Here is a 17,795-nt window from a genome sequence, read left to right on the forward strand (position 1 = left end):
AGAGGAGAAAAGAATGGGCTCTTGTTTGAAAAAGATGTCTGCCGCGGCGCAGACCCTGGGACTGGTGGGTTTTGCCTGCCTGCTGGCCGGTGTGGTGCAGGCCGCCGAGGTGCGCTTGCGCATCATGGAGACCACCGACCTGCACATGAACCTGCTGAGTTACGACTACTACCAGGACAAATCTACCGACCAGTACGGACTGGACCGCACGCTGTCGCTGATCAAGGCGGCCCGTGCCGAAGTTCCCAACAGCCTGTTGTTTGACAACGGCGATTTGCTGCAGGGCAACCCCATGGGTGACTATGTGGCCAAGATCAAACCGCTGAAAGAGGGTGAGGTGCACCCCGCCTACCGGGTCATGAACCAGATGGGTTACGACGCGGCCAATATTGGCAACCATGAGTTCAACTACGGTCTGGAATTTTTGCGCCGTGCCATCAAGGGTGCCGCGTTTCCCTACGTCAATGCCAACATCTATGTGGACAACGCCGACAAGGACGGCGACAAGGCCCAACACGCGTTCACGCCCTATGTGCTGCTGGACCGCCAACTGGTGGATGCAGAGGGCAAACGCCACGCGATTCGCGTGGGTGTCATCGGTTTTGCGCCACCACAGATACTGTTGTGGGACAAGACCCATCTGGAGGGCAGGGTGGTTGCGCGGGATGTGGTCGAGACGGCCCGCAAATACGTGCCCCTGATGCGGGCCCAGGGCGCACAACTGGTGGTGGCCATTCCGCACGCCGGGTTTGAGAAAGGGCCCGTGGCCCGGTTCTCGGAAAACGCCGTAGGCATTCTGACGACAGTGCCCGGCATTGACGCGGTGTTGTTTGGCCACGCCCATGCCGAATTTCCCAGCAAGGCCTTTGCCGACTACCCCCAGGTGAACCTGGAGCGCGGCACCATCAATGGCGTGGCGGCTGTCATGCCCGGGCGCTGGGGCGACCACCTGGGCGTGGTGGACCTGACGCTGGACAACACCACTGGCAGCTGGAAGGTGGTGGACAGCAGGGCCAGCATCCGTCCCATTTTTGACAAGACCGCACGCAAATCCCTTGCCGCGGCCGACCCCCTGGTTGCCCAGACGGTAGCTGATGTGCAGGCCGGCACACTGGAGTTCGTGCGCAACAAGGTGGCCGTGAGCAGCGCCCCCATTTACAGCTACTTTGCGCAGGTGGAAGATGACCCGTCGGTGCAGATCGTGGCCAATGCACAAATCGCGTATGTGAAGCGTGCCATGCAGGGCACGGATTACGAAAAGTACCCGGTGTTATCGGCCGCGGCGCCCTTCAAGACCGGTGGTCGCCAGGGCTGGGATTACTACACCGACATACCGGCGGGCCCCCTGGCCATCAAGAATGTGGCCGACCTGTATGTGTACCCCAACACCTTGAAAGCCATGCTGTTGACCGGCGCCGAGGTGCAGGAATGGATAGAGATGTCGGCCGGCCAGTTCAACCGGATTGACCCCAAGGGTGCGGCGATGCAGTCCGTGCTGGACACCAACTTCCGTTCCTTCAACTTTGACACGCTGGATGGCGTGAGCTACGAGATCGACGTGACGCAGGCCGCTCGCTATGACACCAATGGAAAACTGGTGGCGCCCGACGCGCACCGCGTCAAGAACCTGCGCTTCCAGGGCCAGCCGGTGCAACCGGATGCCAAGTTTGTGGTGGCGACCAACAACTACCGCGCCTATGGAGGTGGTAATTTTCCGGGGCTGAACGCCAGCAAGGTTGTGCTGGAGGCGCCGGATGAAAATCGCCAGGTGTTGATCGAATACCTGCGCATGATGGACACCTTGTCTGCCAACAAACAGGTAAATCCCTCGGCCGACGGCAACTGGCGCATCACCCCGGTGCCCGGCGTGCGCCTGGGTTTTTCATCGGCCAGTGCTGCGCAGCGTTACTTGGCGAACCATCCCCGCATCAAACTGGTCAAAGACAACGGCGATGGTTCTGCACTGTACGAGTTGTTGCCCTGATTACTTTTTAACTATTCGACCTGGTTCGATCTGCTCTAGCGCCTTGGGGTTCTCGGCCAGCCATTCGGCCAGCGCGTCGATGTCCATGCCCAGCGTTGCGCGGTCACGCCCTTGGCGCAGCACGCTGAGGTTGTCGCCACCGTCTGCTGTGAAAGAATTGACCACCACTCGGTAGTCTCGTGCCAGATCCAGGGGTTTGCCTTCAAAGGTGACGGATTCCAGCACGGGCTCGGCGCCAGCAGCCTGGCTCCATTGGTAGCGCAGGTTGTGCGAGACCTGCAGAGATGCGGGGCCCGGACGTTTGGGCAATGCCTTGCGGATCAGCTCCTGCAATTGGCTTCCCGTGATGGTGAGGGCGATCAGATTGTTGCTGAATGGCTGGATCGCAAACAGGTCACTCATGGTCACCATGCGCCCTGGTTCCACGGTGAGATCGGCGCGAATGCCGCCTGAATTCGTCATGGCCATATCGGCCTTTGCATGTTTCTTGCCGTGCGCCAGGTGGGCATCTGCCACCAGGTTGCCCAAGGGGGAATCGCCAAAAGGCGCTGTGGCCGAGCGCTGCGCACCGCGTGTGAGCAGGGCCACCGGTTTCTCACGCGCGGCAGTGGTCAATGCGGCTGCGCGCTGGACCAGGGCGGCAAATGCGGGGTTGGGTGCGTATGCGCCCTGCAGCACCGGGTGGTTGATGGCCTCGGCCTCCAATACACGCCCGGTAGTGTCTAGCTTCAAACGGCTCTCGGTCAACCAGCCGCCAAAACTGCCGGCCTGCACCAGCAAACGTCCATTGATTTTGCAGGTGTAGGCCTGGTGTGTATGCCCGCTGACGATGATGGCGTAGGCCGGGTCCAGTCGTTTGGCAATGTCCACACCACGGCCTTGCAAACTGGGGCAAGCATAGCTGCGGTCATTGGCACCACCCTCATGCACGGCACCTTCATGCATCATCGCCACCAGCACCTGGGCACCGGCCGCGCGCAGCTCCGGCACCAGGGCATTCAGCGTGTCCGCTTCATCGCCAAATCGCAAGCCCACAATGGCACGCGGGCTGATCACCCTTGGGGTGTCCCGGGTGACGGCACCCACAAAGGCCACCTTCAAACCGCCAATGTCCTTGATCACATGGCTGGGCAAGATGCGTTTGCCGCTATCGGCATCGAACATGTTGGCGGCCAGGTAGGGAAAACTGGCGCCTTTGAACTCTGGCCACACACAGCCACCTACGGCACATTCGCCGCGTGTCTTGCGCAACAGCTCGGGCAAGCCGGCGTCCAGCTCATGGTTGCCCAAAGACGAGGCCAGCAGACCTAATTCACCCAAGGCAGACAACGTGGGCTCGTCTTTCAACATGGACGAGAGTTGGGGTGACGCACCCAGCAGATCGCCCGCCGCCACAAACACATGGTTCTTGCGCTGTGCACGCAGGTCGTTCAGTACGGTGGCCAGGTAAGCCACACCACCTGCGGCCTGTGGTTTGACTTCGCCCGTTTTGGGGTCCGGCAAACGTGGCATCAGCGGGGTAGGGGACTTGGGTTGGATATGACCATGGAAGTCGTTGAGCGAAAAAATACTCAGCTCAATGGTCGAGGGAGTTGACTCTAAAGTGGTGGGCGGTGGCGTCGCGCAAGCGGTCAACAAAGCGACCAGGGAAAACCCTAGAGTGGACGTAAAAATGCACTTAAAGGGTGCAATGAGGTGGTGCGGTTTCAAGGGGTTTGCTCCAAAGAAGGGAGTCGCTGGCGGGTGGCAGCAGACGTCGGCCGTTAGATCATAAATTGGTGTCTGGAATACAACAGTTGTCACCAAACTTTCCTGACTATATGGTTAACTTAATGGGTATATTGCAGTTCTTTGCAAATATTTACACCCTACCAATAACCCCCCGTTGGGACCCATTCGCCTAGGAGCTATCAGGATGCGTAGTAATCACCACATGAGTTTTTCCAGCTTTTCACGAACGGTGCTGAGCGCAGCCGTGGCCATCGTGGTGGCTGCGCCAGCGTTGGCACAGAACACCACTGCCGCGATTGGCGGGCAGATCACCGGTGTAGATGGCAAGCCCGTCGCCGGTGCAATGGTCAGCATCGTCCACGCGGAGTCGGGTTCGGCCAATCGCCTTGTCACGGATGCTGATGGCCGTTACTCCGCACGTGGTTTGCGCGTGGGTGGTCCTTACACGATTGTGGTGACCAAGGGCAACGACAAGAGCACGCGTGATGATGTGTTTCTGCAATTGGCCGAAAGCCTGACACTGGATTTGAAGGTGGGTGGAGAGGCCTTGCAGCAGGTGGTCGTGACTGGCGCTGCCAACAAGTTCAACTCAGCGTCCATGGGTTCGGGTACCAATATTGGTCGCCAGGAACTGAATGCATTTGCGTCGGTGCAGCGTAGCCTGAACGACTACGCGCGTATGGACCCCCGCCTGTCGCAAACCGAAAAAGACCGGGGTGAGATTTCGGCAGCCGGCCAGAACTCGCGTTACAACTCGCTGACCATCGACGGCATGCGCACCAACGACACCTTTGGCCTGGAAGCCAACGGCATGCCCACAATCAAACAACCGATCTCCATCGATGCGATCCAGGCAGTCCAGGTCAACCTGTCCAACTACGATGTGACGCAGCAAGGCTACACCGGCGCCAACATCAATGCCGTCACCCGCTCGGGCACCAACGAGTTCAAGGGCAGCGTCTACAGCGTGTACCGCGACAACCGCTGGCAGGGTGACCGTTACAACCGCACCAACGATACCTATACCCCAGCACCGTCGTCCCGCGAAACCACCAACGGTTTTGTACTGGGTGGCCCCATTGTTGAAGACAAGCTGTTTTTCTTTACGAGCTTTGAAGAACTGCGCAGCAACCGCAATGCGCCCACCTTTGGTCCCCTGGGCAGCTCGCTGATCAACGTTGGTATCACACCAGCCCAGATTTCTGCAGCCCAGACGGCGGCGCAATCGCGTTACGGCATTGATGCCGGAACGGCCGATGTCCCTTCGTCTGTGCAGACCGTTGTTAAAGACGTTCTGTTGAAAGTGGACTGGAATATCAGCGAAAACCACCGCGCCAATGTGCGTTATGCCAAGACAACACAGACAGATCCGATCTTTCCGGGCAACTTCAACAACTCGCTGGCGTTGAGCTCACATTGGTACTCCACCGAAAAAACCATTGACACCGCGGTAGCGCAATGGTTTGGTGACTGGACGGACACCTTCTCGACGGAAGTCAAGGTTTCCGCCCGCAATTACGCCAGCGCACCTGCGCTGAACGCGAACACGCCCGAGGTTTACCTGATTTACACCGGTACGGCTCCGGCAGGCACCGCAACGGGTGACCGCACCTTGCGTTTTGGTACCGAAGAAACACGCCAGTTCAATGACTTGCAAACCAAGACGACCAACCTGTTTGCTGCGGGTACGCTGAACCTGAACGACCACGAAATCAAGGGTGGTGTGGACATTGAGCGCAACCTGATAGTCAATGCCTTTGTGCGCGGCTCCAGTGGTCGCTACACCTTCCGCGGTGCTGATCCCGCGGCGCTGCTGGTTGCGGGCAACCCCACCACCTATTCGGTGCAGGTACCACTGCCAGGCCGCACCCTGCAAGACGGTGCCGCCGACTGGACCATGACCAATACCGGTTTGTTCTTGCAAGACGCCTGGAAAGTCAACAAGAAGCTGACCGTGACCGGTGGCGTGCGTGTGGACATCCTGGGCACCAATGACCGCCCCATTGCCAACCCCGCTGCGTCCGCTGCCGTAGTTGCCGGCAATCCTGCTACTGGCGCACGCCAGACCGGCGGTTTCGGTTATGACAACACCCAGACGCTGGATGGCGAGAAGCTGTTCCAGCCCCGTGTTGGCTTCAACTACAACATGGACACGGAAGACAAGCGCAAGTCCCAACTGCGTGGTGGCTTCGGCTTGTTCCAGGGTTCGGCTGCCAACGTCTGGTTGACCAACCCCTTCCAGACCACGGGCGCTGCATTGACCACCTACGCCTGCGGTACCACCGGCAACCCTGCATGCCCAACCAACTTGCGCATCAACTTTGACCCCCGCACCCAACCCACCATCACCGGTGTGGCGCCTGCTCCAGCGGTGGACTTTATTGCGCCAGGTGTGAGCCAGCCTTCGGTGTGGAAAGCCAACTTTGCATGGGATGCCGAGCTGCCATGGGCTGGCTTGGTTCTGGGTGCTGAGGTCTTGCACACCGACGTGAAACAAGGGCTGTACTACAAACATTTGAATCTGGGTGCACCCACCCGTACGGCACCAGATGGCCGCCAGATGTTCTGGAATGCAGCGGGTGTAAACCCCGCCTGCTACAACGGTGGTGCCACGGTGCTGACAACCGGTGCCTGTGCAACTGGTACTGCCCGCCCCACCAGCAAGGCATTGAGCAACTCCAGCTTTGCCAACGTGACTCTGGTCGAAAAGACCAGCGAAGGTGGTGGCAATGCCTTCACCCTGTCACTGGCCGGCGCCATCGACAGTTCCATGCGCTGGAGCACCGCCTTCACACGCACCACGGCAACCGAAGTGAGCCCGCTGACATCGTCCACGGCCAACTCCAACTTTGCCAATCGTGCGGTGTACAACCCCAACGAAGAGGTGGCAGCCAACTCGGCCTACCTGGTGCGCAACCGCCTGAACGCCTCGTTCAACGCGACCAAGTCCCTTTTCTCGGGTTACAAGACCACCTTTGGTGTGTTCTACGAAGGCAAGGACGGCCGTCCCTATAGCTGGACCTTTGGCAACGACATGAACGGTGACGGCGTGGTCAATGACCTGTTGTATGTGCCTTCCGGCAAGGGTTCGGGTGAAGTGTTGTACCGCGCTGCTTCGGGTTCCACAATGACTGCTGCGCAAGCCGAAGAAAAGTTCTGGAACATCGTGGATGCCAACGAAGGCCTGAGCAATTCCAGGGGCTCCGTCGTGTCGCGCAACTCCTCGTTCTCGCCTATCACACACCAGTTCGACGTGCGTATCAGCCAGGAAGTGCCAGGCTTCTTCCCCAAGCACAAGGGTATCTTCTCGTTTGACATCCTGAACATCGGGAATATGATCAACAAGGAGTGGGGCCGTATTGATGAAGTCAATTTCCGGGATGGCAGCGGTGGCAATGCGCGTCAGTTTGTGAATTTCTCTGGTATCGATCCAGCCACTGGCAAGATGATTTATGCGGTCAACGATCCAACGGATCTGACGACAAAACAAAACAAGGGTGAATCGCAGTGGGCGGTTCAGGTCACCCTGAAATATGAGTTCTGATTTGGGTTGAGAGGTTAGGTTTCGGGTTTCGGGCGGCAACGCCTGAGGCAATTCAAAAGCTCCAGCCAGCAATGGCCGGAGCTTTTTTTTGCCTGTTGGGGGTCGAAATTGTCTCTTTGGTGCCAGCCATTTGCCGGGGCTTCCCTTACGCTCTGGGGCAACTTTTGTTGGAACCACCATGAACCTGCGCCCCACGATAGACTTTTTGCTCAACGACTGGCTCAACACCGAGGCACTCACCCAACGAGCACGTTTTACCGACCACTCCCGCGACACCTTTGACGCGGTGCTCGACACTTGTGAGCGCATCGCCCGCGAAAAATACGCACCGTTCAACCGACTGGTCGACACCCAGGAGCCGCACTTTGACGGCGAAAAGGTCATCTTGCCGCAGGCCACCCACGACGCCAACCGCGCCTATGCCGAATCCGGCATGCTCAGCGCCGCGCAGGACTACGACATGGGCGGCATGCAACTGCCCTACAGCGTGGAGGCTGCTGCCAACGCGTTTTTTGCCTGTGCTTCGGTCAGTATTGGCTCGGGCATGTTGACCACCGGCAATGCCAACCTTCTGATGGTCCATGGCACACCCGTGCAGAAGGATGTGTTTGCCAAGAACGAATTCGCGGGCCGTTGGTCGGGCACCATGTGCCTCTCCGAACCACAAGCCGGCTCCAGCCTGAGCGACGTCGCGACCCGCGCCGTGCCAGACGGAGCAGACTTTGAATCCGACCCGCTGGGCGCACGTTACCGCCTCAAGGGCAACAAGATGTGGATATCCAGCGGCGAGCACGAGCTGACCGAGAACATCATCCACCTGGTGTTGGCCAAGATCCCCGATGCCGAAGGCAAGCTGGTACCCGGCACACGCGGCATTTCACTCTTCGTCGTGCCCAAGAAGATGGTGAACACCCAGGGCGAGCTGACCGGTGTACGCAACGACGTGGCCCTGGCCGGGCTCAACCACAAGCTGGGTTGGCGCGGCACCACCAACACGCTGCTGAACTTTGGTGAGGGCAAGTTTCCGGTGGATGGCCAGGCAGGTGCGGTGGGTTACCTGGTGGGCCAGCCCGGCAAGGGCCTGCAGTGCATGTTCCACATGATGAACGAAGCACGGATCGGTGTAGGCATTGCGGCCACCATGCTGGGCATGGCGGGCTACTACGCTTCGCTGGACTACGCACGCAACCGTCCCCAAGGCCGCCCCATGGGAGCAGCCGGCAAGGACGTGGCCGCGCCCCAGGTCGCCATCATTGAACACAGCGACGTCAAACGCATGCTGCTGGCGCAAAAAGCGTACTGCGAAGGCGCGCTGGCGCTGGAGCTGTACTGCGCCCGCCTGGTAGACGAACACCACACGGCCGGCGGTGCAGAGGCCGATGACGCCCGCCTGCTGCTGGAGGTGCTGACACCCATTGCCAAGAGCTGGCCCAGCGAATGGTGCCTGGAGGCCAACTCCCTGGCCATCCAGATCCACGGCGGTTATGGCTACACACGCGATTTCCCGGTGGAGCAATACTGGCGTGACAACCGCCTGAACATGATCCACGAAGGCACCCACGGCATACAGGCCACCGACCTGCTGGGCCGCAAGGTGCTGATGGAGGAGGGTAGAGGCCTCAAGCTGCTGGCCGAACGCATGACCGCCACCATCCAGAGGACCGCGGCGCATCCCACACTCGCCCCACACGCCGCCGCCTTGGGCAATGCCTTGCAACAGGTGTCTGCGGCGACCCAAAAGGCTTGGTCTACCGGCAACCCAACCGAAGCCCTGGCCAACGCCGTGCCCTATATGCAGGCCTTTGGCCACACCGTGCTGGCCTGGATCTGGCTGGACGTGGCCGCCAAGGCGCTGGAGGGTGATGCAGCCCAGGCCAAGTCTGCGACGCAGGGGCGAGTCGGTGCAGCCAGGTATTTCTTCCACTACGAGCTGCCCAAGATCGGCGCCTGGCTAGCCGTGGTCGCTTCGCGGGACCAGACTTGCGCTCAATTCCCAAATGACAGCTTTTGAGAGATCGGTTTTAGTCAAATCAGTGCCTAGCCCCCGTAGTATTTGCGGTTGTTGCTATCATTTTGAGAGTGATATGCTGCTTCGGGCCAAGACGGCGTGATCTTTAAACTCTTACCAGCTCCACGCGGCGATTGCGCGCACGGCCGTCGGCGGTGGTGTTGTCGCCTGCAGGCTGAGACGCGCCCAGGCCTGCGGCCTGCAGCCGGCCCGCCAGAGACGGCTCGCGACTGACAAGCGCGTGCAGCACCGCCTGCGCCCGCGCGAGCGAAAGCGCGCGGTTGGCTGGCTCGCTGCCTATGGCGTCCGTGTGCCCCTCCACGCGCCAACGCCCCGCTAAGGGCTTCAAGGCACGAACGCAGGCAGACAACGCGGCCTCAGAACCCGATTGCAGCGTGGCCTGACCGAAGTCGAAGTACAGACCCGGCAGCGCCACACGGCCTGTGCGCTGAAGTTCGGCAGACAACGCGGCATCGGCATCGGGCCGGGGCCAGTCCAGTCGCACCACCGTGAGCTGCGCGCCGCCGAAGCGCCAGGCCAGTGCCAGCGGGTTAACGTCGTCATCCAGCAGGGCCAGCCGCACCGCTGTCGGCTTGCCGCTGCGGGCCGCCAGCGTGCCCTCGGCCCATCGCACGGGCAGGTCCACCGGCCGACCGTTGACGAGCACGCGCTGTGAGCCTGTGGCTGGCGTGGCCGCCCGCAGCTCGCCGCGCAGCATCAGCTCGCCCACCGTGAGTGAGCGAGCGAGCTCCAGTGCCCCGGCGTCTGCGGGCTGGCGCAGCCACTCGGGCGCCTCCACCAGCGTGAATGGCGTGCCGCCCGGCTTGCGCAAGGCGCGCAGCACCGCGGTGGACACGCCCAGAGCGGTACTGCCGGGGTAGTGCTCCTCGGTGTCGCTCTCGAAGCGGCTGCGATAGGTCGTGGCGTTGGCGAGGTCAGCGTCGGATTGCTGCCGCGTGCTCTGCACCCGTTCGGCACCTTGCGGAAGGCTCGCGCGGTAGTCGATGCGCCAGCCGGGTGCCGGCTGCGTGATCCGGGTACCGAGGGTCTTGACCGATTCGTAGTCGCCCACGCCGGGCTCGTGCAGCGCTGTCACTACCGTCAGCCCGGCCACCAGTGGCACGCGCGTCGGTTCATTTGCATGCGCAGGTAGGCACAGCGCGCTTAGCAGTAGCTGCCGCCGTCGCATCAGCAGGCCCCCGCTGGGTTGCAGAGGTTGAACTTGAGTTGGTAGCGGCCCTTGGCCACGCCAGTCCCTTTCTGCTCGTCGACCTCACCGGCGATGCGCAGCGCCTTGGCCGTCTTTTCCACCTTGAAGCGCATGGGCTGGCCGCCCGAGGCGCGCAGGAAGAAGAAGCCCGCGTCCTTGTATGGCAGCTCGAAGGCGGTGGCCACTGGCACCAGCGACAGCGGCGACACCACGACGTAAACGACGCGCGCCTTGGCGTTGAAGTCGCTGGTAGCAGCCTGCACACGCAGCGTCAGCACGTTGTCGACGATCTCGCCCTCCACCGGCACGAAGAAACCATAGGGTTGCACCATGGCTGCCGAGGCTTTGCCGTCGATCTCTATGGGCTTGCCCTCCTGGGGCGGCGCGATGTTGGGCAGGATGGGCATGGGCACCAGTGCCCGCTTGAAGAGGCGCGCGCCGGAAGTCAGCTTGGGCCAGCCCACGCGAATGGCGTCTTCCTCTAGCGTGAAGCGCACCGCCTGGCCTACGAACTCGCCACGCACCGCCACCGATTGGCCCTCGCCCAGCGGGCTCTTGGCATAACGCAGCTCGAACTGGCCGCGCAGTTGCATGTCGTAGCTCCACCATTTATCGCCGCCCTGGCGGGCGAAGAAGTCGGCGTGCATCACGCCGTCGAAGCGGCCAGAGAAACGGCTGCAGAACTTGTCGAACTGCTGCGTACCCATCCACGCTACCGCCTCGGATAGCCAGCCAACGATATTTCCGTTCGTTTCCTGCCGCAGCTTGGCGGTGGCCTCCAGCGCGCGCTGGTAGCCGGCTAGCTTGCCTTGCAGATGGGGCTTGAGCGTGCGCAGCAGCGCACCCTCCACCAGCTCCTTGGCGGCCGAGACCATCGCACCGCGCGCGCCGTCGAGCAGGTTAGACAACGCCATCGCCCACTTGAAACCTTCGATGACGCGCTCCAGGTTTTCGCAAGTGGCGCCTTCGCGGCGGCTGGCCGACAACTGCCGCAGGATGCGCTCGCGCTCGGCGCGGGACCGCGTGGTCCAGTCGTTCAGCGCGCGCGTTGCGGGCTGCAGCGCCGGGGCCGCATCGCGGTCGCCAGCCACGGCGGCCTTCAGCGGCGTGACGAGGGCATCGATGTCGCCCAGGTCGCGCACGGAGCGCTGCAGCTTCGGTTTGAGTTCGGCCCACTTGGCCTTGAGTGCATCACGCGCCGGGTTGTCGGGCAGGCGGGCGATCTGCGCATCCACATCGGCCGCTATGCCTTGCACCGCTTGCACCGCCGCCTGTGCCTCGGCCTTGGCCTGGCCCGTGGCCTGCTCGAAGTCGTCGGCGAAGTCAGTCTCCAGCACAGTGAAGCGGCCCAAACCCTTGAGCCGGCCGCCGGGTGAAGTGGCGTCCACGCGGTAGTCGCCCGGCACCTGGGTGGTGGCGAACTGCGCGCTCCAGTCGCCATTAGCAGCGGGCGGCACTTCCAGCACCGTGGGCGGCCTCCCGGCGGGTGGCGTAATGGTCAAACGCAGCTTGCCTTTGGCATCCAGCGGCACCACGCCGTCCAGTGTGAACGTGGTGCCCGGCGCAGCCTGTGGGGGCGTGGCGCGGATGGATATGCCCACCGTGCCGGCCGGGGCAGCCGTGGCGGTGTCACCTTGCGCCCAGGCCGGCGCAGCAGCTACCAGGCATAGCGCCACCAACCGGCGCATCACAGGCGCTCCACGGCGCGGCGCGCGGCCGCCTCCAGCCGGGCGGCAGCGCCGTCTGACTCGCCCATGCCCGTCAGCACGAAGGCGGCGACGCGCCGGCCCTTGCGCACCACCACCTGGCTGCTCTGCACCATCTCGCCCATGTTGCTGGCCAGGAACACGGCCTCATCGCCCAGGCCGTCGATGACGCGCGCGGTCTTGCGCGTGGTCTGGCCGAGCGGTTGGTTCACCATCTTGCCCAGCTTGCTGCCGATGCCGGCCACGCCTTCGTAGACCTGCGCCGCCATGGCCTCGTTATCGTTGTTCACCAGCGTCAGCATCAACGTGGTGAAGGCCATGGGCGAATCGGCGGAGCGCCACATGCAGTTTTCTGCGTCGTCGTTCATGGGCTCCACCGACTGAGCCAGCACCGCCTTGGCGGCCTCGCGGTCGAGCAGCATGCAGGGGCGGACGGTGGCCAGGGCAGGCGCTGAGGCAGCCTGCGCAGCAGCCGTCGGAGCGGCCGAGGGCTGGCAGGCCGCAAGAGCCAAGACCAAGGCGCTGGCCAGGGCCAGGCGGTGCGTAGGGGTGTGCAAAGGTTTCATGTCAGTACACGGTTCTAAAACCTTACCGGGGTGCGCACGTATTTGTCTACCAGAGTGCCGTCACCGAGTTCGCCAACGTCGTTGCTGCCCCAGCAGGCGACCGCGCCATCTGCTTTTGCTGCGCAGGAGTGGTAGCCGCCGGTGGCAATGGCGGCGACATTGCTTAAGCCCGGCACGGTGGTGGGGATGAGTTTGGCCACCACAGTGTTGTCGCCGATTTGACCCTCTGAGTTGCGGCCCCAGCAGGCGATGGCGCCATCGGTCTTGAGCGCGCAGGTGTGGTAACCGCCAGCAGCAATAGCCATGACATTGCCTAGGCCTGGCACGGCTGTGGGAGAGGATTTGTCTATCACCGTGTTATCGCCGAGTTGACCGTAACCATTGTTGCCCCAGCAGGCGACCGTGCCGTCGGTCTTCAATGCACAGGTGTAGTAAGAGCCGGCAGTAATGGCGGCGATGCTGCTCAAGCCCGGTACGACTGTGGGAAAGGGCTTGCCCACCACCGTGTTGTCGCCCAGTTGACCGCTGCTGCTGCTTCCCCAGCACGCAACCGTGCCATCGGTCTTTAATGCACAGGTGTGGTAATCGCCGGCGGCTACGGCGGCGACATTGCTTAAGCCGGGAACGATGGTTGGAGCGCGCTTGTACAACACTGTGTTGTCGCCGAGTTGTCCCTCGCCGTTGCGGCCCCAGCAGGCAACCATGCCATCGGTTTTGACTGCGCAGGTGTAAGCAGAGCCAGTTGCCAGGGCGGCGACATTGCCAAGATCTGAAACGCTGGTGGGGATGGGTTTCGAAACCGTGGTGTTGTCTCCGAGTTGACCATAGGGGTTGTCGCCCCAGCACGCAACATTGCGGTCGCTTTTGACAAAGCAACTGTGGTCTCGACCCAAGGACAACCTATTCTGACTAACCGGAGTGGCTGACAGCAATGCGAACGAGTTCAGTTGTACCCGCACATTCGTGTAGGTCGATCCCTTCACTGCGAGCGATCCCATGGTCAACAGATTGTTGCTGGGGTTGAAGGTGTCTGCGCCGGGCGTCCCGCCATCCACGCCCAGTAACGTGTACGCGTTGATGGTTGCGGATACATCGAGGTAACTCGCATCACCCACTGTAACGGACGCCATGGACAAGCGATTGGTACTCGCATCAAAGCTGCTGGCGCTATGGGCATTGGCCGATCCGAATAGTGTCAATATGGCCAGCCCGGCCGCTGCCGCGCGTTGTGTCCATATGTGTTGGATAGGCGTGGTTGCTGGGTGAGGTTGTTTGTTAGATGCCATGGCTCTAAAACCCCACCGGGGTGCGCACGTATTTGTTTGCCAGGGTGCCGTCACCGACTTGACCATCTCCGTTGTAGCCCCAGCAGGCGACTGCACCATCTGTTTTGAGTGCGCAGGTGTGGAAGCCGCCAGTGGAGACGGCGGTCACATTGCTTAAGCCCGGTACGGACGTAGGGATGAGTTTGGTCACCGCCGTGTTGTCGCCCAATTGACCTTGGTTGTTGTCGCCCCAGCAGGCGACCGTGCCATCCGTCTTGACTGCGCATGTGTGGAACAGGCCAGCCTGAACGGCAACACCACCGGTTAGACCCGGTACGGTGGTCGGGATGAGTTTAATCACCAGCGTGTTGTCGCCCAGTTGACCAGACGCGTTCAGGCCCCAGCAAGTGACTGCACCATCGGTCCTGAGCGCGCAGGTGTGGTTGCCACCGGCAGTAATGGCAGTGACATTGGCCAAGCCTGGCACGACTGTGGGAAAGGGCTTGTCCACCACCGTGTTGTCGCCGAGTTGACCGTTCGCGTTAGTTCCCCAACAGGCAACCGTGCCGTCGGTCTTTAGAGCACAGGTGTGGCGATCGCCGGCGGCCATTGTGGCGACATTGCTTAAGCCCGGAACGACGGTCGGAACGCGCCTGTTCACCACCGTGTTGTCGCCGATTTGACCAAACACGTTACTGCCCCAGCAGGCGACCATGCCATCTGTTTTGACTGCACAGGTGTGGAACAGTCCCGCGACCAAGGCCGTGACTTTGCTCAGGTTCGGTACCACGGTCGGAACGCGTTCAATAAAAACTATCACTGACCCGTTGTTACCGAGTTGACCTTGCCTGTTATCGCCCCAACAAGCGACCGTGCCATTGGTTTTGATCGCACAGGTGTGATAGCCACCGGTCGCCAAGGTGGTGGCATTGTCAAAGCCCGGTACCGTGGTGGGGATGGGCTTGTTGACTATTGTGTTGTCACCGATTTGACCGTACTTGTTGTAGCCCCAGCAGGCAACACTGCGATCACTTTTGACAAAGCAGCTGTGGTCTCGACCCAAAGACAAACTCCTCTGACTAATCGGCGTGGCTGACAGCAATGCGAACGAATCCAATTGCACCCGCACATTCGTGTAAGTCGCGCCTTGCACTACGACCGACCCCATGGTTAACAGGTTGTTACCCAGATTGAAGGTGTCTGCGCCGGGCGCTCCGCCATCCACGCCCAGTAGCGTGTACGCATTGATGGTTGCGGATACATCGAGGTAACTCGCATCACCCACCGTAACGGACGACATGGACAAGCGATTGGTGCTTGCATCAAAGCTGCTGGCGCTGTAGACATTGGCCGCTCCCAGTAACGCCAACATGGCAGAAAAAACCAGTTTCATTTGACCTCCTTGGGTGCGGTCACCCCGGTGTAGCGTGTGGTGCCGTTGGTGGTACCGGCTGCTAACTTGTAAGGCAGGCCATCGCTGCCAATCCACATGCGTGTACTGCCATAGGACTTGCCGCTGACGGTCGTTGTCCAACTGTAGATACGGGTGGAAACCCCGCCGAGCAATTCGCTGCCGACCTGCTTGCAGTCGCTCATCGTCAGGCCATCGAGTGCGGCAGTTTGCATGGTCTTCAGTAGGGCAGGTGAGATTTTTCTCCAGCCCCTATCCGCTTTGATCCATGCGTCGGGACCGATCTTGATGAATTCGCCGGTCAGTCCGGACTCGGCATCCAAGACATTGATGTCGTGCACCGTAGGCGCACGCAGCTTGGCCTGTCCGGCATTGAGGATGGCCTGGCAGGCTGCATCAGCGGCATGCGCCGCATTCGGCAAAACGACTGCGGCCGCAAGGTATAGAAGGGTTGTAGGTTTCATGTTGTCCCTGTGTGTGCAAGTAGCGGTTGGAGCTTCGGCGTACCTAACGGAATGCCTGCGTACATAGACCAACGGATTGGCCTTGCCAATCCGGACAGGTGCGAATGAAACTATTTGCCCGCCAGGTACAGGGCGTACAGGAAGGCTTTTGAAATCTTGGCTGCGGCGGTCGAACACAGGTGGCCCTGACCGGCGGTATCAATGCCCTGGCCCTTGCTCGGGCAGGCGGGTGTGGAGCGAATATCGCTGCAGATTTGCCACACACCGTTTTGCTCGCACCGTGCACCCACGGCGTCCGTGCGGCTCTCAATGTCTTGCAGGTCAAAAATCACATCATCGGGAAACGTCGTCTGCATCCAGCTGCGCATCTGCATCTTGGGTGTGTTGTAGTTGGTGTCAAAAATCAGCGGCGGCGTCACATGCATCACCCGTATGCCATTGCTCTTGAGTTCATCCACCATGGCCTTGTAGCCTGATTGCACCGCACCCAGCGTGCCGCTTTCGATGTCTGCGTAGCCGAATTTGAATACGGCGACGCGCAGATTCGCCTTGTTGGCCAGTGCATTGCTTCGGAAGTAGCTGAACTTCGCAATTGGGTCACCATTGCTGATGCCGTCAAACAGGCCGCCATACAAGTTGGTCGTGGTGATGAGCATTCCGGGAGCGAAGTATTCGGCCTTGAAACCGTTGGTGGCGGTACCGTCTTCCATGTCCTGGCCCACCGACTGGTGTAAGAAGAGACTGTTCCAACTGGTCAGGCGGTTGCGTTCAGACTGCGCCAACGCGTCCCACGCCGCGATGCCTGCGCTGCCTACCAGCTTGGTATTCGATCCGAGGGGCACGGCACTGGCGACCGTGAACCGAAGGGGACTGCTAGAAGCTACCAGCGATAACCGCGCGGAGTAGGCAGTGCCGTCTACGCTGACATTGGGCAGATCGACCTCCGCGCCGCTGTAGGTGACCGGGCCGGCGCAGGCAGACGCGGCAAGTGGCGTTGCACTCTCCAGCACCAAGGTTGTGGTGTTGGGCAGCATTTGCGCGGACGCACCGTAGCGCACATCGCCCACTTGCACTGCCTCCATGGTCAAACGCCCAGAGGCAGACTGAAAAGTCGCGGCGCAATCAGCGCCATGGGCTGCTAAACCGGTGAGCAGACTCGCCGCGCCCATAGCCAGAGCGGGGAACCGTGAACGAAAACCTTGCATAGTGGACTCCATGAAACGTGAGGGTGAAATGCCTTAGCCATGAATGGCCAACGCAATTCCTGTGGCAAAGCGGACATCCGGCATGCGCGTCGGGTCTGATCAGTGCTTGGAGTGCAGGCTGCGTGGTAGGATAAATCGCATGTTTTCCAGCGTTCCCTCTGCCGACAACGATGCCAGCGCGCCAGGCCTAGACTGGAGCGCCGCCTACCCCGAACTGAAAAAAATTGCCCGCGCCCGTCTGTACAGTGCGGGTCCTGATGCGGGCCTCAACACCACGGCATTGGTCAATGAAAGCTATTTGCGTCTGGCCGGGCACCTGGAGCGTTTGGACTTCCGCACCCGTGGTCACTTTTATGCTTACGCGGCGCAGACCATGCGCTCGGTCATTGTGGATCTGGTACGCGAGCGTCAGGCCGAACGGCGCGGTGGCGATGCATTGCATGTCACGCTGGGTGCTGCGTCAGATCTTGCACATCCGCTGGACGACGAAGCCTTGCATGTAGATGCCGCCCTCACGGCCTTGTCGGCAGTGGAGCCGCGGTTGGCACAAGTGGTGGAGCTTCGTTACTTCATGGGCCTTACCGATGACGAGATCGCCAATGCCCTGGGCCTTACCGACCGCACGGTGCGGCGTGACTGGGAAAAGGCGCGGGCGTTGTTGCAGACGATGCTTTCTTCATGATGGAGCTGCCGTGTCCGCC

At 61.1% G+C, this 17,795-nt stretch carries 12 protein-coding genes; 4 read left to right on the forward strand and 8 right to left on the reverse strand.

Annotation, left to right across the window (positions count from 1 at the left end):
* The first annotated feature begins 13 nt into the window (after positions 1-13).
* Positions 14-1,984 carry a bifunctional 2',3'-cyclic-nucleotide 2'-phosphodiesterase/3'-nucleotidase gene (locus tag HZ993_RS02050; RefSeq protein ID WP_209395620.1) on the forward strand — a complete coding sequence of 657 codons (1,971 nt, stop codon included), beginning with the start codon at positions 14-16 and terminating at the stop codon, positions 1,982-1,984.
* On the opposite strand, the gene HZ993_RS02055 is transcribed toward HZ993_RS02050, so the two are convergent.
* On the reverse strand, positions 1,985-3,787 hold the full coding sequence (locus HZ993_RS02055; RefSeq protein ID WP_256440959.1) for a bifunctional UDP-sugar hydrolase/5'-nucleotidase: 1,803 nt from the start codon (positions 3,785-3,787) through the stop codon (positions 1,985-1,987).
* Between the two features lie 130 nt (positions 3,788-3,917).
* Here HZ993_RS02055 and HZ993_RS02060 point away from each other — a divergent pair, with 130 nt between their 5' ends.
* Positions 3,918-7,259 (forward strand): TonB-dependent receptor, encoded by a 3,342-nt coding sequence (locus HZ993_RS02060; RefSeq protein ID WP_209395622.1) that lies wholly within the window; start codon positions 3,918-3,920, stop codon positions 7,257-7,259.
* A gap of 178 nt (positions 7,260-7,437) precedes the next feature.
* Positions 7,438-9,270, forward strand: coding sequence for an acyl-CoA dehydrogenase (locus HZ993_RS02065; protein ID WP_209395623.1), 1,833 nt, complete (start codon positions 7,438-7,440; stop codon positions 9,268-9,270).
* A 103-nt stretch (positions 9,271-9,373) separates the two neighbouring features.
* Here the strand turns inward: HZ993_RS02065 and HZ993_RS02070 are convergent, their stop codons facing one another.
* From HZ993_RS02070 to HZ993_RS02100, 7 genes are all read right to left on the reverse strand, one after another.
* Positions 9,374-10,339 (reverse strand): OmpA family protein, encoded by a 966-nt coding sequence (locus HZ993_RS02070; protein ID WP_209395624.1) that lies wholly within the window; start codon positions 10,337-10,339, stop codon positions 9,374-9,376.
* Between the two features lie 116 nt (positions 10,340-10,455).
* Complete coding sequence (locus tag HZ993_RS02075) at positions 10,456-12,165, reverse strand: hypothetical protein (protein WP_209395625.1); 1,710 nt, start codon at positions 12,163-12,165, stop codon at positions 10,456-10,458.
* On the reverse strand, positions 12,165-12,749 hold the full coding sequence (locus HZ993_RS02080) for a hypothetical protein (RefSeq protein WP_209395626.1): 585 nt from the start codon (positions 12,747-12,749) through the stop codon (positions 12,165-12,167). The genes HZ993_RS02075 and HZ993_RS02080 overlap by 1 nt, the downstream gene beginning before the upstream one ends.
* A 14-nt stretch (positions 12,750-12,763) precedes the next feature.
* Entirely contained in the window at positions 12,764-13,879 is a 1,116-nt protein-coding gene (locus HZ993_RS02085; protein WP_209395627.1) for an RCC1 domain-containing protein, read from the reverse strand.
* A 160-nt stretch (positions 13,880-14,039) separates the two neighbouring features.
* On the reverse strand, positions 14,040-15,407 hold the full coding sequence (locus HZ993_RS02090) for an RCC1 domain-containing protein (RefSeq protein ID WP_209395628.1): 1,368 nt from the start codon (positions 15,405-15,407) through the stop codon (positions 14,040-14,042).
* Positions 15,404-15,889 carry a hypothetical protein gene (locus HZ993_RS02095; protein ID WP_209395629.1) on the reverse strand — a complete coding sequence of 162 codons (486 nt, stop codon included), beginning with the start codon at positions 15,887-15,889 and terminating at the stop codon, positions 15,404-15,406. The genes HZ993_RS02090 and HZ993_RS02095 overlap by 4 nt, the downstream gene beginning before the upstream one ends.
* 110 nt (positions 15,890-15,999) lie before the next feature.
* Positions 16,000-16,971, reverse strand: coding sequence for a hypothetical protein (locus tag HZ993_RS02100; protein ID WP_209395630.1), 972 nt, complete (start codon positions 16,969-16,971; stop codon positions 16,000-16,002).
* A gap of 262 nt (positions 16,972-17,233) precedes the next feature.
* On the opposite strand from HZ993_RS02100, the gene HZ993_RS02105 reads away from it, so the two are divergent.
* The gene (locus HZ993_RS02105) at positions 17,234-17,776 is read left to right on the forward strand and encodes an ECF-type sigma factor (protein WP_209395631.1); all 543 of its coding nucleotides are present in this window, start codon (positions 17,234-17,236) and stop codon (positions 17,774-17,776) included.
* Positions 17,777-17,795 lie beyond the last annotated feature (19 nt).

It is taken from the genome of Rhodoferax sp. AJA081-3, from assembly GCF_017798165.1.
Classification (GTDB): Bacteria; Pseudomonadota; Gammaproteobacteria; order Burkholderiales; family Burkholderiaceae_C; genus Allorhodoferax.